We start from the raw sequence: 22,749 nt of genomic DNA, 5'->3' as shown, positions 1-22,749 counted from the left end.
GTTTCCGCCAGGTACTATTTACGCGGCCATGGCCTTGCTCGGCTCAATGCCCATTTGCTTCGCCAGTCCGCTTCCGTATTCGGGGTCCGCCTTTGCGCAGAGGCGAATCCATCGCAGCTTGATTTCCTCGGGCACACCTTTCATAGCGCGGTCGGTGTTGGCGAACAGCCTTTTTTGCTCGTCCTTCGTCATCAGGCGGAACAGGTTGCCGGCCTGAGTGTAGTCGTCATCGCTCGGGCGCTGGTCGTAGCGGTCGTAGCGGTCGGCGTCGCCCGAGATTTTGAACGGCGGTTCCTTGAATCGGTGATCTTCCACCGGCCCGCCGAAGCTATTGGGCTCGTAGTTGACCTCGCCGCCGTAATCGCCGTCGAAGCGCATGACGCCATCGCGGCTATAGGTGTGCACCGGACAGCGCGGCTTGTTTACCGGCAGCTCCATGTAGTTGGGTGAGCCGAGCCGATAGCGGTGCGCGTCGGCGTAGGAGAAGATGCGCAACTGCAGCATTTTGTCGGGCGAGAAGCTGATACCCGGCACCACGTTCGAGGGCGCGAATGCTGACTGCTCGACTTCGGCGAAGTAGTTCTCGGGATTCCGGTTCAATTCCAGGACGCCGACATCGATCAGCGGATAATCCCCATGCGGCCAGACTTTGGTCAGGTCGAAGGGATTGTAGGGCGTCTTCTCGGCATCCATTTCCGGCATGATTTGGACGGAGAAGCGCCACCTCGGATACTCGCCGCGCTCGATCGCCCCAAAGAGGTCGCGCTGTTGGCTGTCGCGATCGGCGCCGATGACTACCGCGGCCTCCTCGTCGGTCATGCACTGGATGCCCTGCATGGTCTTGAAGTGAAACTTCACCCAGACGCGCTCGTTCTTGTTGTTGATCAAGCTGTAAGTGTGGGAACCGTAGCCGTTCATGTGCCGATGGGTCTTCGGCCGACCTCGATCGCCCATCAACCACGTCACCTGATGCAGAGTCTCGGGCAACAGCGAAAACCAATCCCATACCGCGGTGGGATTGTGGAGGTTGGTCTTGGGGTCGCGCTTCTGTTGGCGGATGAAGTCGGGGAACTTGTAGGCGTCGCGCACCCAGAAAATGGGCGTGTTGTTGCCGACCAGATCCCAGTTGCCTTCCTCGGTATAAACCTTGATTGCGAAACCGCGAAGGTCGCGCTCGGCGTCGGCCGCTCCGCGCTCCCCGGCGACGTATGAGAAACGCACGAAACACTCGCTCTGCGCGCTCGGTTGCAAGGCCTTGGCCTTGGTGTAGCGGCTGAGGTCGCCAGTAATCTTGAGCGTACCGTAAGCGCCGGAGCCCTTGGCATGGACGACGCGTTCGGGAATGCGCTCACGATTAAAGTGGGCGTGCTTCTCGAATAGTTGCCAGTCCTGTACCAGCAGCGGTCCGCGCGGGCCGGCGGTCAGCGAGTTCTGATTGTCTGCAACCGGTGCGCCGCTCTCGGTGGTCAGTTGTTTTGGTTCATTCATCTGAGAACTCCTTGTCAATGGGCTTTGGATTTTCTTAAATTCGGTCAGACGCGTCACTTATCTCTACGAGTTCTGGAACGGTGAATTCTGAATCTGATCGTAGAAGTTGCTGCGCTTGTAGTTGCGGATGAAGTAGGAGCAGATGTCCTCGTTGCAGGTGCCCTCGGTCGTCTGGGTCTTATGCTCGAAACCGCCGAGAAAGGCTTTTGCAATATCCTGTTTAAAGTTGATGCGAGGGTATTGATCGACGATTTTCTTTCTCAGATCTTCCGGAAAGTGCTCATAACCGATACCAAGCACATCGAGTCCGACACCGTTGTACAGAAGCTCCACCTCGAGCGGCTTGTACGCTGCGATGCCCGGAGTGGTGTGTAGAGAGATTGCGTCCCAGGCCACTTGAATTCGCGCGGCGGGCACGTCGTGATGCTCGAGGAACTGGCGAACGGCGTTGGCGCTATCCACTTCGAATCGGTCGTCAGCGCTGCTGAACTTCTTCAGCAGGCCGAGGTCATGGAAGGCTGCGCAGACGAATAGCAGCTCAGCATCGAATGGCTCTCCTGTCTGGCGTCCTAGTTCATTGGCCCAGAAGAAGACTCGATGAGAGTGGTTGATGAGCAGAGGCGTGCTGAACTCGCGGAGGAGCCCGGTTGCTCCCCGAGTCAGCTGAGTGTCCGGAACTCCGGGTTGTACTCTCTGGAACTTTAATGCTGGCGTAGGAACCGGCAAAACGATCTTCGGCCGCCGGAAAGTAGGTCGTGCGTCCGCTGTTTGTGAAGCGGATCTGAGTGACGAGTTTTTGTTTTTAATTTTTGAATCTACAGCGCCCATAGTTATCTCCTTGTCCTGTTGACACCTTTTGACTCCGGCGTAGGCCGGACAGTTTCTCTATGCAGGGGTTTAGCCGGCGCGTCTCACTTCTTGTGCGCCGCCCTTCAGGCGTCGCTAAACGTCGCCGGCTCGGTTACATTCGCCTTGCGAGATCTGGTGCTCTTTCAGATCCACCATTGAGTACTGCTTCGTAACCAAAGGGCGGGCGGTTGCGTCCATTTCCAGGAACCAACGGAGCAGGATGTAGTAAGACACTCCAAAGCCGAGCGAGAAAAACAATCCCGTCAGAAACAGTGCCATCGAGCGTAGACGGAAAGCCTCAAAAAACGGAACGAGAGTCGGCAAAACCAGCGCTGAAGCAATGACGGCCGTAAACACGCGGGTCGTGATCCATTGTTGCCCTGTTCTCATAAAGCCTCTTGTTGAAGATTCATTGCTGATCTTCGTACGCCATCAGCAGCGTGCTGTAGTCTCTCTGCGAACTTCAGTCAGGCAACCGCCTCCTGCGCCTATTCAACAGGCGTGAAGAATGCGTTCGCGGGAGATGTGAAAAGTGGCTGCACAACGGGGAGCGATCCGTGGTTGCCCTATTTTAGTGTCGCGACGCATAATGCGATTTTCGGGCACCGGAAATTCGCTCGGACGGCCCGGAGGCACTTTAGATGCCACGTAAGACGCGAAGCGCTCGCCCTGGTTCGGCTGGTGTCGGCGATTTGGGCCCGACCGTCCATCCCGTACATAGAGGGGTGTTCCGCAAAGAGGGCGAGTATTGGACCGTAGGCAGCGCTGCGAAACCTTTTCGTCTAAAGGACACCAGGGGGCTCGGATACATAGCCCATCTGCTGCGCCATCCCGGCACCGAATTTCATGTGCTCGATCTGGCGGGTGGAATCGCGAGCCACCGTGAGGATGACGAACCCGGCCCGGCCCAGAGGCTGCCTCGCGGGGATGAGGATCTCGAAAAGGCGGGCATCCACATCGGCAGCTTGGGTGATGCGGGCGAGATGCTCGACGATCAGGCCAAGGTCGCGTACAGACGCCGGCTTTCCGATCTGCGCGAAGAACTGGAAGAAGCCAAGAAGCTCGGAAACGTCGAGCGCGCCGAGCAGGCGGAACAGGAGATCGATGCACTGACTTCGGAACTCTCACGCGCCGTTGGACTGGGAGGACGTAATCGGCGGGCGGTATCAGCTTCGGAACGAGCGCGGCAGAGCATCAGCAAGACGATCAAATCGGTTCTCGAAAGAATCGGTCAGAGCGATGCCACGCTGGGAGATATCCTGTTGCGATGCATCAGGACCGGCACATTCTGTTCCTACCAGCCTGACCCCGAGTTCCCGATAGTGTGGGAATTCGCCGCGACAGATGCGGCTTCGACTATCGAGCCGGTAGTGCAACCTTCTGGAAGTGGAAATCCCGATCCGGCGCGCGCCAATCATCCGCAGGCACCGCCGCTGGTGCTTGAGGTTTCGTCGTTCTCGCTGGCGGAACGAACCGCTTTTGCGGGACGTGAGTCTGAGGTTAGCGCTATTCGCGCGATCATCGATCGTGCGCGCGCCGGCCACGGATCGGTTGTCATGCTCTACGATGGACCCGGCGTGGGCAAAACCCGGCTGGCGATGGAAATGGCGGAGTACGCATCCCGCACTGGCTTCCGATATTCGGTCGGGCACTGCTACGAGAGAGACGAGCCTTATCCCTATATACCGTTCGCCGAGATCATCGAGAATAATCTGGCGCAGGCGGCGAGTCTCGAAGACTACCGTGGGGAGATGGGCCTCCACGCAGCCGAACTGGCTCAGATCGCGCCGAGCCTGCGGCGAATTTTCCCCGACCTTCCCAAACCGCCGGAACTGCCTGCAGCGCAACAACGCGGTTATCTCTTCCAAAGCCTGGCGGAGGCGATGGGGCAGGCGGCTCGAATACGGCCCTGCGTCTACCTGCTCGAGGACCTTCATTGGGCCGACGAATCGACGCTGGCGCTCTTGACGTATCTGGCTAGTCGCGTCGCCCAGCTCCCGGCGGTGATTATCGGGACCTACCGTAGCGGATATTCCGATACCAATCCGGCGTTGGTAAGGACGCTGGAGGAGCTGATTCGGATCGGTGTCCGTCCGCAAAAGCTGAGGGGTCTATCCAAAAGCGCGGTCGCGCAGATGTTGCATGGGCTGACCGAGCACAAGCCTCCGGCGAGCCTGGTAAGCCTCATTTTTGAGGAAAGCCAGGGATATCCGTTCTTCGTCGAGGAGGTCTACCGGCACCTGATCGAAGAGGGGAAAGTCTTCGATGAAGCCGGCCAGTTCCGCAAGGATATTCAGATCGAAGAAATCGACATTCCGGATAACGTTCGCTTGATCATCAGCCGCCGGCTCGAGCGCCTCGACGAGAATGAAAGACGCGCGCTGGCAGCTGCCGCGGTGATCGGGCGTAGCTTTAGCTTCCAGCTCCTGACAGAGGTCAGCCAGACCGACGGTGAAGAGCTTTTCACCGCAATCGAGAAAGCGCAGCGGATGGGCATAATCGTCCCGAGCTCCGAGGGGCCCGAGACGCCCTTTACCTTCGCGCACGAACTGGTGCGTCAGACGTTGCTTGCCGGCATCTCGGTCCCGCGCAAACAACAACTGCACGCCGCAGTCGCCGCCGCGATTGAGTCACGCTATCCCAGTTCTTTCAACGAGCGCGCCGGAGAGATCGCGGACCATCTGCTCAAGGCAGGATCGTTCGCGGAAAGCAGGAAAGTGGTGCGTTATCTGTTCCTTGCCGGCAAGAGTGCACTTGAGGCTGCAGCATTTGAGGAAGCGCGGCGCAGCTTTCGGTCCGCCTTATCGTGTCAAGGTGTAGTCGAACTGAAAGAAAAGGCTGACTTGTTGGCGAGCCTCGCGATGGCCGAGCGAGGGCTAGACCAATGGGACGCAGTACTAGCCAATTTACGTGAAGCGCTCGAAATTTACACCAATCTAGGCGACCGGGAGATGGTCGTCGGAAGCTTTGCCAGGTTGACTGCTGCTCTTGTCTCGGCTCGCCGCTTCCAGGAAGCAATCGAAACAGGACATCGCGGGCTCGCCTACCTTCAGGAAGATGTTAGCGCACTGCGGGTGCGTCTTCTCGCTCCCCTGGCGGAGGCGTTGGCGGCCGTCGGAGCTTATGCGCCCGCTCAGGAGGCGCTGCGGGAAGCGCTGAAAATTGCATCTCAGCTGTCTGATTCAAAGCTCGAGGCCAGATTGCTTGGCGCTCGGTCGACTGTGAATTTCCACTACTTTCGGTTGAAAGAGGCTGCCGCGGACGGACTTCGAAGCGAACAACAGGGCGCATCAGAAGCCTCTCCTTGGCGGCGCGCCGCACAACTCCGAGTTCTGCAGCAGACATTGATGTATCTTGGACGCATGGAAGAGGCGCTGAGAATCGCGGATGAGCTTGAGCCCCTAGCAAGGAAGATCGGGCAATCTTACGAGGTTGCACTCTGCGAGAGCGTGCGAGCATGGGCTGAATTTGCTAAAGCGCCAGACCTCGCCAAATTCGAAATTGGCCTCAAGAAAATGCCGAAATCTGACCAAACGGCGTGGGCTGCCTATTGGGAAGCTCTCTCTGAGGTACTGCTAAGTTTGTTGGATTTCCTTCGCGGAAACTGGACGAGCGCTCTGTTACATGCCCAAGCTGCCTCCCGCCACCCCGAACTGGGGAGCTCTAGATACGGAGTTGGAACGCTTTTTCGGCAGATGGCTTACGCCGGCGATCGCGACGCCGCATTAGCAATCCTTGAGGAAGAGCGAACACGCCTGCCTCACAGTGGCCAACTGAACTCCCGAGGTTGGTCCTTGATGCTCGCGCTTGTGATTGAGGGCCTCGTGATGCTCGGCGAACGATCGCGGGCAGGAGAGCTTTACCCGCTTGTTCGTGAATTGGTCGACACCGGAGCGATCGTGCTGTGGCCGATCTCACGCTTCACGCAGACGGTTGCGGGTATCGCTGCGGCGGCGGCACGTCAGTGGGACACCGCTGAAGAGCATTTTCAGAGCGCAATGCAGCAGGCCGAGTCCTTACCCCACCTCCTCGAACAGGCGGAGATACGGCGCTTCCACGCGATGATGCTGATTGATCGCGCCGGCCCTGGAGATCGGGAAAAAGCGCAAACCCTACTTCGTGAAGCCCTCGAGAGTTATACGCAGATCGGGATGCCCCGCCACATCGAGATGACTCAGACTCTCCTCGGCCAGACCACCGGCGGCTAGCACATCGAGCTGTAGGTCTGCTTGACGCGTGCTTATCAGCGCCGTCATGCATCCGGCCGTGGTGCCAAGAACGTGTCGTGCCAAGAACGTTTAAAGGCATTTTTCACGCCGGATGAATTCGACCCAAGGTGACACCGCCGAAGATAGCGGTTTGTGCCCACACTTTTCACGCCTTAGGTATTGGAAGGCGGCGGGCGTGGGGGGGCGGATGATATCCAGAACAACGTTTCCTGTTTGGAATGAAGGCGTTGTTCAATGTGCTTCGAAATGCCGTTCAAGCCCGACAGGTGAAGGGTTTAGCATTACTCGAGGTCCTGATTCACAGTTTGGAGACGAGATAACGCGCAACGGACATGCACGCAAGGCTTGTCAATGGATAACAACGGACGTCATAGCATCTCTGGTACGGAGATTGTCGATGGGACGGTCGAACATCATGACGAAGCAGACTTGAAGGGGCCTTCAATATCGGAAGAGCAAAAGAGCCTTCATGAAGAAGTTGAGCGGTTGCGGCTTGAAGTTGAGCACTTGCTCGACCAGCAGAAAGCTCTACAGAAAACTCCGCAATCGGACGATCTACGCGTCGATGAGGACGTCAAGGACCATGAAGGCGATGACTCCAGCGCACGGAATCCCGGTGATCGCCGCGGTGTTCTCAATCGGCGTCCTGTAAGACTGATGCTGGCAGTGGTCGTTGCGTCCCTCCTATGCGCAGGCGGGATTCGGTTCTGGAATTACCTGCAATCGTACGAATGGACCGACGATGCCGAAATCGATGGCCATCTCGATCCAATAAGCACGCGCATAAACGACACCGTCATTCGCGTCTACGTCGAGAACACCTATCACGTAAAAGAAGGCCAGACTTTGGTCGATCTCGACCCGCGCGACTACCAGGTTGCGGTGGAAAACGCTGAGGCCAACCTCGCCCAAGCCAAGCAGGGCGTGAAAGCGGCGCGGCAGAACTACGAGCTGGCGGTTGCCAATCTCAACGCGGCGATCGCAACAAACTACAAGGCGCAACTGGATGTGAAGCGTTTCGGCGAGCTGTTAGAGCAGGCGGTGATTTCGCGCGAGGTTGACGATGAAATCGTGATGACAGGCAGGGTCGATGCGGCCGCAGTCAACTCGGACCGCGCGGAGATCAGAGCGACGGCCCAGATGGTCGGCCAGGCACAAGCCGCAGTGCAAGCCGCTCAAGCTTCGCTGGATCAGGCCAAGCTCAACTTGAGCTATACGCATATCGTCGCGCCCGCCACCGGAGTGGTCGGCGATAAAACGGTCCAGGTCGGACAGCGCGTGCAACCGGGCGAGCAGCTGCTTAGCGTCGTTCCGCTCAACGATATCTGGATCACCGCTGACTTTCGCGAGACGCAGCTGCACAAGATGCATCGCGGGCAGCCCGTAACGGTACACGTCGATACAACGGGACGCGACTACAAGGGCTACATCGAAGGCTTGCCCGGCGCGACCGGCGAACTCGACAGTCTGCTGCCTCCCGAAAACGCGACCGGCAACTACGTCAAAGTCGTGCAGCGATTGCCGGTGAGGATTCGCCTCTACCCTGGCGAGGATCGGGACCATAGGTTGCGCCCCGGAATGTCGGTGGAACCGACGGTGTGGGTGACTGGCCATCCTCGGACCCTATGGTAACGCGATGGCAGCCGCGCCAAAAAATATCGATCCGCACGGTTCGTCGATTCCTGCGAAGCGTCGAGTAAATCCATGGGTGATCGCAGCGGTGGTCTCAATAGCCGCATTCATGGAGGTGCTCGACACCAGCATCGCCAACGTCGCACTGCCTTACATGGCTGGTGGACTGGCCTCCAGCCTCGACGATGCGAGCTGGGTGCTGACGTCGTACCTGGTCGCGAACGCGATCGTGCTGCCGATCAGCGGATGGCTCTCGATCCGGATCGGACGCAAGCGTTTCTACATGGCTTGCGTCGTGATTTTCACCATCAGCTCATTCCTATGCGGGATCGCCCCGTCGCTCGGAATGTTGATTCTGTTTCGCGTAATTCAGGGCGCCGGTGGCGGCGGCTTGCAGCCGGTATCGCAGGCAATCTTGCGGGACTCGTTTCCGCCCGAACGGTTGGGCGCCGCGTTTGCGGTCTATGGAATGGTAGTGGTGCTGGCGCCGGCTATCGGGCCGACGATCGGCGGTTGGATCACGGACAACTATCAGTGGCGCTGGATCTTCTACATGAACGTGCCGGTCGGAATCCTTTCGCTGCTGCTGGTTTCGCGCCTGATCGAAGATCCCGGGTATCTCACCGGGCAGCTGAAGAAGCTGCGCGGACATATGAGCATCGATTACATCGGAATCGGCCTGCTGGCGCTCTGCCTTGGCGCGTTGCAGGTCGTGCTCGACAAGGGCCAGGAAGACAATTGGTTCTACTCGCCAATGATTGCGACCCTCGAGGTGATCTTTCCGGTTGCGCTGGTACTGTTTATCGCCTGGGAATTGACCCGCGATAAGCCGGTGATGGATCTGCGGATGTTCAAGAACCGCAACTTCGCCGCTACGGCGGCGATGATTTTTGCCTACGGCGTAGTGGTTTATGGAATGACCGTTTTCACTCCGCAGTATGTCCAGGCGTACATGGGTTATGACGCGGAGCTGGCTGGCAAGACCCAGTTGTTCGGGGCCGCACTGCTGATCTTGTTGATGCCTTTGACGGCGAAGCTGATCAGATGGATCGAGGCCCGCTGGCTTATTGGAGTGGGTTTTCTGCTAACCGCTCTTGCATCGTTCTATGTCACCACCAACCTTGATCTTCAGATCAGTTTTCATACCGCCGCCATGTATCGCGTCTGGCTATCGGTCGGCCTTGCGCTGCTGTTCGTGCCGATCAACACCGCCTCCTATGTTGGCATCCCCGAAGAAAAAGGCGGCGAGGTCTCGGGCACGATAAATCTGCTGCGCAACATCGGCGGAAGCGTCGGCATCTCGATGGTCGAGACCATGATTGCGCGGCGCGAGCAATTCCATCAGGACATACTCAGCGTGCATGTTACTCGCGCGCGACAGGCTTATCGGAACGTGACGAGCGGCTTGAGCGCGGACCTCTTTCATCGCGGTCTCACCCAGCCTCAGGCAGCGAGTCAAACCACCTTGCGCCTCTACAATTCGGTAGTCACCCAAGCCTACGTGCTGTCGTACATCGACCTGGCGTGGCTCATCGGTGTGATGTGCCTCTTGATGATTCCACTTATTCTGATGCTTAAGCAGAATAACCCTAAAGCGGCGGTGGCGAGCGCGGAATGATCACTAGCCTGCATATCGTCCGAAAGGCTTTGACCTGCGCAATTCTTCTAATCGTGCTCGCGGCAGAATTGACTCTTTTCGTGACGACCGCATCGGCACAGAGCTACGGAACCGGCATGGCGTCAGCTCCGTTTTCCAGCGCGACCGCAAATGCAATGAGTTTTGGTACCTACAACACGCCTGGTTCTGGAACGTACGGCATGCCGACTCCGCCGATTAGAACCATTAATCCAAGTCAGGCGGCTCCCAATGCCAGTTTGCTGGCGGTGCCTTTGGTCGGAACGGCACCGCTTACGGTCGACTTCTATGTCGGATTAGCCAACACCCCCGGTTCGCTCCTCGATGAATGGATCTTCGGCGATGGTGTGGAATTGTTCCTGCCAGCCCAACCCTTCATGCTCCACGTCTATCAGCATCCGGGGACGTACACGTGCGAGCTTGGATTGATCAATGCGCAGGGGGTCACAACAACGGTTTTCGCGACAATAACGGTGAAAACGAGGCAGAGTTAGCTATCCATCAGATAGGTTAGAGCGTGGGCTTGAACGTAGTCTTCGGAGGGCCAACGTCGGCGTCTGGGCGACACCACGAGCGTCCAGAATCCAGGAACCACTCGATCTACGACCAGGTTAGACTGGCTGCTCCTAGAAGCGGTGCGAGTCTCCGCGCAATAGTCGACACGTCGTCTCACCTCTCAGATTATTTCCGAGCGCATCAAATGAGCTTTGCCACTCCAGCGGAGGGTTGGATTGCGATGTCCGATGGCGCATTCTTGTGTACCGACAAGCGATGAAAGCAGGCGTTCTTCAATTCTTCAGCTGGCCGGAGCGGCGCGTCGCCATCGAGACGGTCTACGAGCGCGCGCTCCAGCGAATCGAAATAATGGAGAGCTCCGGCTACGACGCGGTGTGGCTCGCCGAGCATCACTTTCATTCGTTCAGCGTATGTCCCTCGGTGCACATGATGGGTCTGCAAGTCGCTGCCCGCACGCGGCGGCTGCGGATCGGAACGGCGGTCTCCCTCGCCGCGTTTTATCATCCGTTGCGGTTGGCCGAAGAGGTCGCACTACTCGACATTTTTTCGGGCGGCCGGGTGAACTGGGGCGCGGGACGTGGCTTCGATCGGACAGAGTTCCGGGCATTCGGAGTTACGCCGGAAGAAAGCGCCGAGCGTTTCCAGGAGTCAGTCGATATCGTCCTGAAAGCGTGGAGCAATGAGCGGCTGACGCACCAGGGGCGCTATTACAATTTTGTCGACGTCGAGGTGCTGCCCAAGCCGCGGCAAAAGCCGCATCCACCAGTCTGGCTGGCTGCGTCCTCGGAAGAAGCGATAAGACGCGCGGCGGCGAAAGGCTTCTCGATCCTGATGGATCCACATGCGTCGCATCGGGAAATAGCGCGCAAGCACGAGTTGTATCGCGCCGGACTCGAGGCGGGTGGCCGGTCGATCGTGGGACGCGAAATTCCGATCGCACGCTTCGTCGCGATCGCGAATACTCCTCGCGAGGCGGAAGAAGTCGCGCGGCGCGGCGCGCGATGGCTCGTCGGCTCGTATGCGCATCCACAGAACGCGGACGCATCGAAGCTAAAAGGGATCGATCCGAAGATGGCCGAGTCGAGTGCGGACCCCGCCGAACGCTACCTCGACGGCGTCATCGTATATGGCACTCCTGAAGCCGTTACAGATCAGTTGATATGCCTGCGAGAGGAAATGTTCCTCGAATATCTGCTATGCGCACCTTTGAGCCACGAGTCGTTCACTCTCTTCACCGACAAGGTGCTTCCGCGCCTGGGTTAGGTTCACTTCGGGGAATCGTCGCCGCATAGATATTTGCGATAGACCGACAGCGCCGGGTCATGGGCCGCGTCGATCGTGCTCTTCGGATCGTTGCGCCAATCTCCGACCTCGACGCACACGTACTTTATGTTTTTGCCGCAGTCGTACGCGTCCTTCATGAAACCGACCTTGCCGATTTCTTCGGGCCGCGACACGTTGGAGCTTTCGTTGAAGTAGATCAGGCCGTCATCGCCGCGATGGACCGATGCGGGGTCGAGGTACGCGTGCCCCGGCTCACCTTCGACGTTGAGCGACTTGGTGGCAGGCTCCTCGACCCAGCCGTCTTTGCCGGTCCACTGCGCCTCGGTCCGATTCGAAAGTAGCAAGACCGTCACAACAGCGATCGCCCAAATCCGATTGCGTCCGCGAGACTCTTGCTTCAGCACCGATCCGCTCCTCAGAGTTGAGACGCGAGTGCCTCGGCGTGCGCGACGCTGTCCGGCTGATGCCCCGCGGCCAGCGGAACGGAACCTGGCGCACGTTGGAACGGATCGACCAGGCCGAGTTCCTTGCCGATCTCACGCATGGCAGGGATGACGTCCTTGCTGAGCATCTCGAGGCACTTGACGCGATCCTTGTAGCCGACCGGACCGTCGAGCCAGAACGAGAAGATGCCGGGCCGCAGAACCTCGAGCACCTTGCGCAACCGTGGGATTACGTAATCGGGCGTTCCCGCAATCATTTGCAGTTCGCGCTTGCTCTCCTCGTACCGCGCGTAAACACCGCGCCGAATTTCTTCGAGCTCGGCATCGGTCTCGTTGCCACCGCCTTCGTGAATCGGCTTGCCCGGCAGGTTCGCCGCCAACGGCAGCCGCGCCAGCCGGCGGGTTGCCTCTTTCGAGTTGTAGCCCGGCGGGAACATCCACTCGGGACGCGCGAAGTGTGCGAACGCGCCGCCGTAAAGAAATCGCTTGCCAAGTTCCTCGGCACGTTGCTGATTGTCGCTGACAAATACCGGCTGCAGGTAGCCGAAGTTTTCAGGTCCTGCCTGGTAGCCCTCGCGCGCGGCCGCAGCCGTATAGATATTCCACATCTCGACCGTCGGCTCGAGTTTGGTCGCGAGTGCGATGTACGGGAATCGCTTTTTCGCGCACCACACTACTGTATCGGGACTGATCAGGCCCGGAATCCAAATCGGAGGATGCGGCTTCTGTATCGGCAGCACCCACGGATTCACAAAACGGAAATGAAAATGCTTGCCCTCGTAACGGAACGGTCCCGGCGTCGTCCACGCCTTGATGATGAAATCGACGCCTTCCTCGAAGTACTCGCGGTTGTAGGCGGGATTGGCGTTGTTCGCGAGCTGCTCGCTGCCCGCGCCGCGCACCCATCCGGGAACCAGCCGCCCCTTCGAAATTAGATCGATCATCGCAAGCTCTTCAGCGAGGCGTAGCGCGTTGGCGACCGTCGGCACGGGATTGCCAAGTAGTACTATCTTCGCGCGTTTGGTGGCTTTCGCCAGCACCGCGGCCTCGACGTCCATCACCGAGCCAAGGCAAAACGGCGTGCCGTGATGCTCATTGAGCATCAGCCCGTCGAAGCCGAGATCTTCGGAGTAAATCTTTTCGTCGAGGTACTCGTTGAGCAGCTTCGATCCCTGAACCGGATCGAAATTCGAGTTGGGCAAGCCGAAGAAGCTGCGGTTGCGGAGGATCTGGCTTTCCAGCAAAGTGCTGGGCTCCGGTTCGGTTTCAGGATCGTAATGATACTGCCGTTCGGTGAACCACATTATGTGCATAGCCGGCCTCCCGCTCGTTATCCGAGAAAATTCCGAACTTGTTCGATGAACTGCTGTGACTTTTCGACTTCGGGCCGATGGCCGCATCCGTCGAGAACGAACGTGCGCGCGTTCTTCATCGACTTCTGATAAACCTGCGACGCTGAAATCGGCACGATGCGATCGTCTCGTCCCCACACTATCAAGCTCGGATTGTTCGTCCCTTCGAGCAGATGAGGCAGGCTCGGGTTGAACATGTACGGCTGCCATGCGAGACGTGCCGTTTCCGCGCGCGCATCTTCAAACGCCTCGTATTGCTCGGGCGACGTACCGCCATCGTAGAGCGCACTGAACTCGGGCGACGTCGCGAAATCGCGCACCGAGTCGCGCAGATAGATCAGCGCGGGAACGGTGAACAGATCCTTGATCTCGCCCTCGGGCGGGCGAATGCCTGCCGGCGCGACCAGGACCAGTTTCGAAAAGAGTCCCGGGTCGTTCGCAGCCATCTCGGCAGCAACCCATCCGCCGAGAGAAAAGCCTATCGCGTCAATCGGCGCGAGATTCTGCTCGCGAACGAAGCGCGCAATGAAGTTCGCGAGATCGCGGATGTTCATGATCCAGTCGGCGAGCGGAGTGCGCCCGAATCCGGGGTAGAGCGGAGTCACCAGAGTTCGGCGCTCGCTTAGCGCCTCATTCCATTTCATCCAGCCTGGGTATCCAAGTTCCTCGTGCAGTATCAGCAGCGGCTTGCCCGATCCACCTTTCAGCACGATGAGTTGATTTGCGCCTACCGCGTGGGTTTCTTCGCGCACCGATTCTTTCGCAGCCATTTCTACCTCACACGCCCGCTTTCTGTACGAGCTCGATGCCGAATTGATCCGAGGCGTTGCCGCCCAGCATTCTTGCGATCGTTGCGTCTTCCACTCGAGCGTCGGTCAGCATCGCAATCGCGTCATTGGCGCTGGTCGTGTCGTGATGCGGATAGCGCGAGCCCCACACAATCTTTTCGGCGAAGTCATCGGGAAGCTTCTGAATCAGGCGCTCCTCGGCATCGAAGCCGAGCATGATCTTCCCCTCTTCCCACATCTCTTCGGTATCGGTTCGCACGGGATAGTAGTGCAGCAGCGGGATCGTGCGCGTCGACGCTTCCATCTTTTCCAGCACTTCCTCCATCCACGAAGCCTTGCCGTGCGCGACTACCATTTTCATGTTGGGATAGCGTTGCATCACCGTGAAGCCGATCAGCGTCGACGCGACGAACATGTGATTGTCGAGCCACGGCGCGATGATCTGCGCGATCGGATGGCCCAGCGGCGGCGACGCGGTGAAACCGAAAGCGATGTCCGATCCACCGCCCGCGGCAGGACCGCCGCCTTCCGCGGTGGTGAACGAACGATGGTGAAGCCGGGTATTTATTTTCTCGAAGAACGGACCGTGCGAAGTCCATTCCGGATTCCACATCCCCACCGCGGGATGCACCGCGACGGTCGTCCCGAGGCTCTCCAACTCCGCCCACAGCGGATCGTAAATCGGATGCGTGAAGTAGTGGCCTTCGAGAAACATCGGCCGGATGAAGGCTGCGCGAAAACATGGAATCTTCGCGGTGCGGCGCAGCTCCTCGACGGCAAAGTCGATGTTCTGCAGCGGGACCATCGACGCGGCGAACAGCCGATCCGGCGCGGCTTTGCAGAAATCCGCGATCCAGTCGTTGTAGGCGCGCGCGAGCGCGTACGCGACGTCGGGATCCTCTACCAGGTGGAATCCTTCCGCGAACCAGGTTGGATAGAGCAGCGCCTGATCGATTCCCATCGCGTCCATATCGCGCAGGCGCGCTTCGGCATTCGATGCGCCCGCGGTCGCGGCGTGTCGAGTCTGAGGATCGAGTTCGCCGACCTTGTCCCACGTCATCCCGGGCTTCCAGATCGCGTGGCGCGGGATGTTGGAATTCATTGTGTCGCGGAAAACCTTGCCGTTGACCTTGAGGTAGGAGCCGAGCTTTCCCTCTTCACGCCACAGCGCGAATTTCCCCAGGGTGCGGAATTCCGGATCCAGGTATTTGCTCCACAGCTCCGGCGTCTCGACGACGTGCGAGTCGCTATCGAAAACTGCAAATCGCTTGTTCGTCATGGTCAAACTCCGATGCGTCTGACTGAAGCTTCGGGTTTGAGCGACTGCTTGATCTCTTCCTCGTTCGGCCACCAGTCGGGACGCTCGATTTCGGTGACGCGATCCGCGATGAATCTTTTGGGCGCGTCGATCCTGTACAACTTGCGCGCGTTGCCGCCGAGGAACTTGGCTTGATACGGCTCGGGCAGTTCGCATTTCCGCATCGTGTCGATCGCGCGCCACGCGTCGTCGCCGTCGTGATGATAGACGTCGGACGACCACGCCAGGATGTTCTCGTAAAATTCCGGCAGACGTGACGGCGGCGCCTCATCGCCCTCGAAACCGGTGACGCAGCGCTCGAAGAAAGTTTCGCTCGGCAGTTTCTTCAGTGGGCGCAGGCGCCGCTCGTTACGATAGAGCTTATAGTTCTTGTCGCATTCGTCGAGGATGAAACTGAGCCAGGTCGACGACGCTTCGAAGACTGCGGCCTTGAGTTTCGGAAAGCGGTCGAAGAATCCCGACATCAGGACCATCACGACCCACAGCGAAGCTTCCGCCTGAAAATCCTGCACGTTGATCAGAAACGAATGCGGCAGGCCCGACGTCGTCGCGGTCAGAGAGATCAGTTCGGCGCCCGAGTGCTGTTCGGTGTAGCCCGGCGGCTTGAGCGAGCCGAAGGCCGGAAACGGATGCATCCCGTAAACGACGCCGGTCTCTTCCATCGCGCGCCACACGCGGTCGTACTTGGGCTGAATCGGATAATTCCCCATCGCATCGATCGGCCGCACCAGGCCGACGCGGCATCCCTTGTCCGCGACACGATAAACTTCCTGCTCGGCGAATTTAGGATCCTGCATCGGGAGCATCGCCGCGAAATAAAGCCGCTCGGGATTCTCCTGGCAGTACTCGTACGCCCACTCGTTGTAGGCCTTGCACATCGCCTTGGCGCCGACCGCGTTCAGCAGCCACGGGTAGGTATCGATGTCGGTCGGAATGATCATCACCTGATCGATTCCCTGCACATCCATGTCGCGCAGCCGCGGCTTGGGCTCATAGGATCCCTTGTGATCGATGTATTCGGCTTGCTCCTTGGTAAGCGCGGTTTTGGCATTGAGATTGCGGACGTTGAGCGCGCGCTGAATGTCGTGCTTGAGGCCAGGACCCGCGAGCGACAGCACATTGACCATCCCGGCCGCACCACCGATGCGCTGCGAGCCGATTCCCGCGCCGGCTTTGCCATTGACGATCAGCTGATCGGATTCAGGATCGTACCAGATGGTATTTTTCAGGGCCTCGTATTCATCTTTGGTCAGCCAGTCTTTCGCCCGCTCCCAGAGCCATGGCGGCTCCGTCACGTGAGCATCGCAATCGAAGGTCGGGAAATTCTTGGTCATCGGCGAAAATTTCTGAACCGGCATTGTTGCACCTCGACCGACGTATTCGCGGAATCTCAGTTCATTAGCAAGTTACTATTCAGTCTCGAGCCACGTTTCGGGCATCGTGATCGCGCCGTGACGAGCAAACGCAGCGTCGATTTCTTTCATATCTGCGTCCGATATCGACCAGCCGAGCGCACCGGCGTTGTCGTCGACTTCGCGCGGATTGCGGCATCCCACCAGCGCCGTGCTGATGACGGGATTCGAGAGCGTCCAGCGCAGCGCAAGCTGCGGCAGCGTTTTGTTATACCGCTTTGCGATCGCCTTCAGGTCCTCGACCGCGCGCAGATTGTTGAGAAAGTGTTCGGGGCCGAACAGATGCTGAAACAGGTTGATGTTGCCGAGCTTGCCGCGACGCGATCGCCAGTCGCCTTTCTCGAACGCCGACTCCTCGCTGAGCGTGCCGGTGAGCATCCCGTACGCGAGCGAGCCGTAGGCCATCACGCCGATGCCGTTTTCGCGGCAGTACGGAAAAATTTCCTTCTGCATCCGGCGATCAAACATGTTCCAGCAGTATTGAACGACGTCGACGCGCCGCGTTCGCGCACATTGTTCGATTTCGCTCAGCTTGAAATTGGACAGGCCGACCGCCTTCACTTTGCCCTGCTTCACCAGTTCGTCGAGCGTCCGCATCGGCTCTTCGAACGGTGTGATTCGATCGGGCCAGTGGATTAGGTAGACGTCGACGTAATCGGTGTTGAGCGCCTTGAGACTTTTCTCGATCGACTCGACCACGCGCTTGCGGGTGCTGTCGCGATAGTTGGGAGCGTCGGGGTAGCCGACGCCGAACTTGGTCGTGATGACGGCATCCTTACGCCGCGAGCCGAGCGCTTTCGCCAGCGATTTTTCCGACGCGCCGAAACCATACGCCTCGGCGGTATCGAAGCAGTTGATGCCGAGATCGAGCGCGCGATTAACCGCCTTGATGAACTCGGATTCTTCGATACTGCCGTAGCCGCCGCCAATCTCCCAGCATCCGAAGCCGACAGCAGAGATCTGAATTCCGGTTCGCCCAAATGGTCGGAGTTCCATATGCAGCCTCCGCATACCGATCGTTCAAGAGCCACGCTAGTTCCGATTGAACTTTTTTTCAATCGAGAAGCAACCGGCGGGTATGTCCTGACTGAGTGTTCGCCATCGAGTCCGAGCCCAAGCATTGCCCCGTTGAACGTGCACCGGGCCGCGTGGTAGTGTCTAGTTTGGTGATTAAGAGCTTTCGCTGCGCGGATACAAAAAGGGTGTTCGACGATCTTCCATCGAAGCCTTTTCAGGCAGTGCATTCGGTCGCGCGGCGTAAGCTGCTGATGCTGAACGCGGCCCCCAGCCTGAACGATCTGAGTGCGATTCCAGGTAATCGTTTGGAGCCACTGAAAGGAGCGCGTGCCGGGCAGCATAGCATCAGGATTAACGATCAATATCGCGTTTGCTTTGTCTGGCGCGAAAGCGATGCGCACGACGTCGAGATCACCAAACACTACGAATGAGGCGTAATCACATGGCGCGCGAGAAAAGACTACCACCGATTCATCCGGGCGAGATTCTGCTGGAGGAGTTTCTGAAGCCGCTCGACATGAGCATGAATCAGCTCGCCATCGCGCTGCGCGTGCCTGCTAGTCGTATCAATGCGATCGTTGAAGGGAAGCGCTCGATCAGTGCTGATACCGCGCTCCGGCTGGGCCACTATTTCGGCATAAGCCCGGAATTCTGGATCAATCTGCAGGCCAATTATGACCTGCGCATTGCGCGTCGCGAGTTCGAAGAACAGATCAAGCGCGACATCAGACCGCGGAAAAGCGCAGCATGATGCCGGTGGTATTGGTTTGACGACTCGGCGACAGGTTCGATAGCCTCTGTTCGGGCGCTTGAACGATTTGAGATCGATCGGAGGGCCCGCGTGGCACGCGCATTCGACATCAAACCTCTCGACGCTACCTTCGGCGCGGTGATGACGGGCATCAAGCTCGCCGCACTCGACGATGCGACATGGCGCGACCTCTACGCCGCGTGGCTGGAGTACGCGCTGCTCATTTTCCCCGGTCAGCATCTCAGTCGCGATGAGCAAGTGGCCTTCGCCAGGCGCTTCGGACCGCTGGAGTTCAACCTGGCGGCGCTCACCAACGTAAACGCCGACGGCACGCTCATCGCCGATCCAGACAACGACCTCCTGAAAGTGCTCAAGGGCAACATGGGATGGCACTGCGACAGCACTTACATGCCGGTGCAGGCCAAGGGCGCGGTGTTCACCGCCGAGATTGTGCCGAACTCCGGCGGGGCAACCGGCTGGGCCGACATGCGGGCCGCCTACGACGCGCTGGATGAGAATCTCCGCGCGAAGGTTGAGAGTCTCTCCGCACACCACTCACTCTATTACAGTCAATCGAAGCTCGGGCATCAGCCGAAGGCCGGTAGCGCGTATAGCGGCTACGGCTTTCACGATGGCCCCGTTCCTCTGCGTCCGCTGGTGAAAGTTCATCCTGAGACGGGCCGAAAGTCGCTGGTGATCGGGCGCCACGCGCACAATATTCCGAACATGGACGCGGCCGAGTCCGAGCGGTTCCTGCAGGAGTTGGTGGACTTCGCCTGCCGCCCGCCGCGCATCTATCATCATAACTGGACACCGGGGGACGCGGTCGTGTGGGACAATCGATGCCTGCTGCATCAGGCCACGCCGTGGGACATGGCCATTCCTCGAGTGATGTGGCATAGCCGTATTGCCGGTGACCCTGTGAGTGAGTCCGCCATAAATTATCCCGCCGCCCAACATGTCGAGAGCAGGTCTTTAGCCTAAGGGTCCGAAACCGAAAAGGAGCGAACTATGTACGACCTGATAATCCGCAATGGCACGATCGTCGATGGAAGCGGGATGCCACGATACAAAGGCGATGTCGGGATTGAAGGCGGCAAGATCGCTGCAATCGGGAAAATCCGCGACGGCGCGCGCGAGACGATCGATGCGGACGGGCACATCGTGTCGCCCGGCCTCGTCGACGCGCACACGCACATGGATGCCCAGGTTTTCTGGGACGCGCTAGGAACCTGCTCGTGCTGGCACGGCGTCACCTCAGTAGTGATGGGCAATTGCGGATTCTCACTCGCGCCGTGCGGCGAGAAAGACAAGTTGCTCGTCATACGAAATCTGGAACGAGCCGAAGATATCTCGCCGGAAGCGATGCAGGCGGGAATCAAATGGTCCTGGACCACCTTTGCGCAATATCTGGACGCCGTCGATCGCCTGCCTAAAGGGATCAACTACGCCGCGTACATGGGGCACTCTGCGCTCCGCACCTACGTGATGGGCGAGCGGGCCTTCGATGAACAAGCTACTACCGAAGACCTTCAGCTCATGCGCGACGAGCTGCGCGACGGCATCCGCGCGGGCGCGATCGGATTCACTACTTCGCGCACGAGCAATCATCAGACGCCCGACGGCCGGCCAGTCGCGAGCAGAATCGCCAACTGGAACGAAGTGCGGCAACTGGTCGGAGTGATGGGCGAGTTGGGCGCGGGCATTTTCGAGATCGCCGGTGAAGATACCGGCGCCGAGGGTGCGCGTCTCGACGACTACCTGGCCCGGCTGAAGGCGCTCGCGGTCGAGAGCTCAGTGCCGGTGACATTCGGGATGTTCAGCTCGCGCAGGGCCCCGAACTACTGGCGCCGATATTTCGAAACCGCCGATGAGACCGCAGCCGCCGGCGGGCGCATGTTCGTCCAGGTCCACAGCCGCTCACTCAACGTGCTGCTGTCGTTCGAAACCAATATGCCGTTCGATCGGAATCCGGCGTGGCGCGAGATTCGCAAACTCCCGCTGGCGGAACAGGAAGCCGCGCTGCGCAATCCTGAGACTCGTCGCAAGCTGGTGCAAGCGGCCAGCGAGCGCGCGAATAACGAGGAGCGCGCGGTAGGTGCGGAAGCGCGCGGCGCGAATTACAATTGGATCTTCCCGCTAGACCGGCCGACGCCGCCGTATCGATCGATCGCCGAGATCGCTGCGGCCGAAGGCAAAGATCCAGTCGACGTCATGATCGATCTCGCGCTCGAGAAAAATCTCAAGAAATTCTTCATGCAGACCCTGGTCAACGAGAACCAGGATCACGTGCTCGAAATGATGAAGCATCCGCGGTCCGTGGTGACGTTCTCGGACTCGGGCGCGCACGTGTCGCAGATCATGGACTCATCGTTGCAAACCCACGTGCTGAGTCATTGGGTTCGCGAAAAGGAAGCGCTAACTCTCGAGCAGGCAATCCGTCTGCTCAGCTTCGTCCCGGCCTATCACTGGGGTCTGAAGGGACGTGGACTGCTGCGCGAAGGCAACTTTGCCGATGTCATCGTTTTCGATCCGGACCGGATCAATCCGCAGTTGCCGGAACTGACCTACGACCTGCCCGCGGGCGCGCGCCGGCTGAAGCAGAAATCAGATGGACTGCTGGCGACTGTCGTCAACGGCCAGGTAGTCCTGCGCAAGAACGAGCACACAGGAGCGTTGCCCGGCAAGTTACTGCGCGGCCCAATGGCGCAAGCGTAACGTCGTCTGATTTTTCGAGTCCGGCTCTAAGTCTTAGGCAGGCACGGCTCGATAGGCGCTGACTCCAATTGCCAATTAACGGCGACTCACGAGGAGTCCACATGGCACAGTTGATGCGTTTTCAGTCTGCAGCGAAAAAACGCCAGCGAATATTTGCGCCAAAAAAAAGAGAACCGAGTACCTTGTAAATATTTCTTCACAAACCTGAGATTGACTGGCGACCGACCATCGCCCGCCAAACAAGGAGGTAGTCTCGATGCCGACCAACGGAAAGGACCCTGTGGTTCATATCCTCTGGATCAACGCGGGACTGTCGTGCGACGGCGACTCGGTTGCGCTTACCGCCGCGATGCAGCCCAGCATCGAGGACATCGTCCTCGGCACCCTTCCCGGGCTGCCCAAAGTAGAAGTCCATTGGCCTCTGATCGCGTACGAGACCGGCCCCGTCGGTCATAAGACCGACGACTTCATCGAGTGGTTCTTCAAGGGCGAGCGCGGCGAGCTGGACCCCTTCGTGCTCGTCATCGAAGGCTCGATTCCAAACGAGGCGATCAAGAAAGAAGGCTACTGGTGTGGCTTTGGCAACAATCCCGCCACCGGACAGCCGATGACCACAAGCGAATGGATCGACCGGTTGGCGCCTAAGGCGTTACTGGTGCTGGCGGCTGGAACCTGCGCGACCTACGGCGGTATCCATGCGATGGCCGGTAACCCGACCGGCGCGATGGGAGTCCTCGACTACCTGGGCTGGGACTGGAAGTCAGGCGCCGGCATTCCAGTCGTATGCGTCCCCGGTTGTCCTATTCAGCCGGACAATCTTTCCGAGACCATCCTATACCTGCTCTACCAGGCGACCGGCCAGGCGCCGATGATTCCGCTCGACGAGGAGCATCGCCCACAATGGCTCTTCGGCAACACCGTTCACGAAGGATGCGATCGCGCCGGATACTACGAAGGTGGGGACTTCGCCGGCGAATACGGGTCGCCGAAGTGCATCGTGAAGCTAGGATGCTGGGGCCCAGTCGTGAAGTGCAACGTGCCTAAGCGCGGATGGATGGGCGGCGTCGGCGGATGCCCCAACGTCGGCGGGATTTGTATCGGCTGCACCATGCCCGGCTTCCCCGACAAGTTTATGCCGTTCATGGACGAGCCCCCCGGCGCGAAAGTATCCACCCGCATGTCCAACGTCCTTGGCACCGTCGTCCGATCGCTTCGAGCGTTCACCCTGAACACACTCGAGGATGAACCCAAGTGGCGTACCCGCGGTAAGGAACTGAAGACCGGCTACCATCCGCGATGGTAGCAGTCGCGCCAGC

At 59.0% G+C, this 22,749-nt stretch carries 19 protein-coding genes and 1 pseudogene; 11 read left to right on the top strand and 9 right to left on the bottom strand.

Annotation, left to right across the window (positions count from 1 at the left end):
- Nucleotides 1–18 precede the first annotated feature (18 nt).
- The 3 genes from WB650_RS23035 to WB650_RS23025 form a co-directional block, all read right to left on the bottom strand.
- Complete coding sequence (locus WB650_RS23035) at nucleotides 19–1,488, bottom strand: catalase (RefSeq protein ID WP_423962187.1); 1,470 nt, start codon at nucleotides 1,486–1,488, stop codon at nucleotides 19–21.
- Between the two features lie 63 nt (nucleotides 1,489–1,551).
- The gene (locus tag WB650_RS23030; protein ID WP_422304281.1) at nucleotides 1,552–2,316 is read right to left on the bottom strand and encodes an HD domain-containing protein; all 765 of its coding nucleotides are present in this window, start codon (nucleotides 2,314–2,316) and stop codon (nucleotides 1,552–1,554) included.
- Between the two features lie 114 nt (nucleotides 2,317–2,430).
- Nucleotides 2,431–2,727 carry a hypothetical protein gene (locus WB650_RS23025; RefSeq protein WP_422304282.1) on the bottom strand — a complete coding sequence of 99 codons (297 nt, stop codon included), beginning with the start codon at nucleotides 2,725–2,727 and terminating at the stop codon, nucleotides 2,431–2,433.
- 932 nt (nucleotides 2,728–3,659) lie between these two features.
- Between WB650_RS23025 and WB650_RS23020 the strand changes: the two genes are divergently transcribed.
- The 5 genes from WB650_RS23020 (at nucleotide 3,660) to WB650_RS23000 (ending at nucleotide 11,613) form a co-directional block, all read left to right on the top strand.
- Nucleotides 3,660–6,545, top strand: coding sequence for an ATP-binding protein (locus WB650_RS23020; protein WP_423962184.1), 2,886 nt, complete (start codon nucleotides 3,660–3,662; stop codon nucleotides 6,543–6,545).
- Nucleotides 6,546–6,917: 372 nt separating this feature from the next.
- Nucleotides 6,918–8,198: an efflux RND transporter periplasmic adaptor subunit gene (locus WB650_RS23015; RefSeq protein WP_422306349.1), complete on the top strand. Its 1,281-nt coding sequence runs from the start codon at nucleotides 6,918–6,920 to the stop codon at nucleotides 8,196–8,198.
- 4 nt (nucleotides 8,199–8,202) lie between these two features.
- Nucleotides 8,203–9,816: a DHA2 family efflux MFS transporter permease subunit gene (locus WB650_RS23010; RefSeq protein WP_422306351.1), complete on the top strand. Its 1,614-nt coding sequence runs from the start codon at nucleotides 8,203–8,205 to the stop codon at nucleotides 9,814–9,816.
- Nucleotides 9,813–10,328, top strand: coding sequence for a PKD domain-containing protein (locus WB650_RS23005; RefSeq protein WP_422306353.1), 516 nt, complete (start codon nucleotides 9,813–9,815; stop codon nucleotides 10,326–10,328). Before WB650_RS23010 ends, WB650_RS23005 begins: the two co-directional genes overlap by 4 nt.
- 277 nt (nucleotides 10,329–10,605) lie before the next feature.
- Nucleotides 10,606–11,613, top strand: a complete 1,008-nt coding sequence (locus WB650_RS23000; protein WP_422306355.1) for an LLM class flavin-dependent oxidoreductase — start codon at nucleotides 10,606–10,608, stop codon at nucleotides 11,611–11,613.
- 2 nt (nucleotides 11,614–11,615) lie between these two features.
- On the opposite strand, the gene WB650_RS22995 is transcribed toward WB650_RS23000, so the two are convergent.
- Genes WB650_RS22995 through WB650_RS22970 form a run of 6 tightly spaced genes read right to left on the bottom strand, consistent with a single transcriptional unit; the run spans nucleotide 11,616 to nucleotide 17,943 of the window.
- A complete protein-coding gene (locus WB650_RS22995) occupies nucleotides 11,616–12,038 on the bottom strand; it encodes a hypothetical protein (protein ID WP_423962181.1) in 423 nt (140 codons plus the stop codon).
- 11 nt (nucleotides 12,039–12,049) lie between these two features.
- Nucleotides 12,050–13,390 (bottom strand): LLM class flavin-dependent oxidoreductase, encoded by a 1,341-nt coding sequence (locus tag WB650_RS22990; protein WP_422306359.1) that lies wholly within the window; start codon nucleotides 13,388–13,390, stop codon nucleotides 12,050–12,052.
- A 17-nt stretch (nucleotides 13,391–13,407) separates the two neighbouring features.
- On the bottom strand, nucleotides 13,408–14,199 hold the full coding sequence (locus WB650_RS22985; protein ID WP_422306361.1) for an alpha/beta fold hydrolase: 792 nt from the start codon (nucleotides 14,197–14,199) through the stop codon (nucleotides 13,408–13,410).
- 7 nt (nucleotides 14,200–14,206) lie between these two features.
- Nucleotides 14,207–15,496, bottom strand: coding sequence for an amidohydrolase family protein (locus WB650_RS22980; RefSeq protein WP_423962179.1), 1,290 nt, complete (start codon nucleotides 15,494–15,496; stop codon nucleotides 14,207–14,209).
- A gap of 2 nt (nucleotides 15,497–15,498) precedes the next feature.
- Nucleotides 15,499–16,893, bottom strand: a complete 1,395-nt coding sequence (locus WB650_RS22975) for an amidohydrolase family protein (protein ID WP_423962177.1) — start codon at nucleotides 16,891–16,893, stop codon at nucleotides 15,499–15,501.
- 51 nt (nucleotides 16,894–16,944) lie between these two features.
- Nucleotides 16,945–17,943, bottom strand: coding sequence for an aldo/keto reductase (locus WB650_RS22970; protein ID WP_422305138.1), 999 nt, complete (start codon nucleotides 17,941–17,943; stop codon nucleotides 16,945–16,947).
- 170 nt (nucleotides 17,944–18,113) lie between these two features.
- Between WB650_RS22970 and WB650_RS22965 the strand changes: the two genes are divergently transcribed.
- The 6 genes and pseudogenes from WB650_RS22965 (at nucleotide 18,114) to WB650_RS22940 (ending at nucleotide 22,736) form a co-directional block, all read left to right on the top strand.
- Nucleotides 18,114–18,395 carry a type II toxin-antitoxin system RelE/ParE family toxin gene (locus WB650_RS22965; protein WP_422305141.1) on the top strand — a complete coding sequence of 94 codons (282 nt, stop codon included), beginning with the start codon at nucleotides 18,114–18,116 and terminating at the stop codon, nucleotides 18,393–18,395.
- Nucleotides 18,396–18,406: 11 nt separating this feature from the next.
- Nucleotides 18,407–18,715: a HigA family addiction module antitoxin gene (locus WB650_RS22960; RefSeq protein ID WP_422305139.1), complete on the top strand. Its 309-nt coding sequence runs from the start codon at nucleotides 18,407–18,409 to the stop codon at nucleotides 18,713–18,715.
- Between the two features lie 90 nt (nucleotides 18,716–18,805).
- Entirely contained in the window at nucleotides 18,806–19,699 is an 894-nt protein-coding gene (locus WB650_RS22955; RefSeq protein WP_422305140.1) for a TauD/TfdA dioxygenase family protein, read from the top strand.
- A 21-nt stretch (nucleotides 19,700–19,720) separates the two neighbouring features.
- Nucleotides 19,721–19,825: pseudogene (locus tag WB650_RS22950) on the top strand (hypothetical protein); the annotation flags it as partial.
- Nucleotides 19,802–21,433: an N-acyl-D-amino-acid deacylase family protein gene (locus WB650_RS22945; protein ID WP_423962194.1), complete on the top strand. Its 1,632-nt coding sequence runs from the start codon at nucleotides 19,802–19,804 to the stop codon at nucleotides 21,431–21,433. The pseudogene WB650_RS22950 and the gene WB650_RS22945, both read left to right, overlap by 24 nt.
- A 256-nt stretch (nucleotides 21,434–21,689) precedes the next feature.
- Complete coding sequence (locus WB650_RS22940) at nucleotides 21,690–22,736, top strand: hydrogenase expression protein HypE (protein ID WP_423962175.1); 1,047 nt, start codon at nucleotides 21,690–21,692, stop codon at nucleotides 22,734–22,736.
- The last annotated feature ends 13 nt before the right edge of the window (nucleotides 22,737–22,749 follow it).

The organism is Binatus sp. (SeqCode) (genome assembly GCF_049584895.1).
Taxonomy (GTDB): Bacteria; Desulfobacterota; Binatia; order Binatales; family Binataceae; genus Binatus.
The sequence above is the reverse complement of the archived record's forward strand: the minus strand, read 5'-3'. Positions and strand labels throughout refer to the sequence as shown.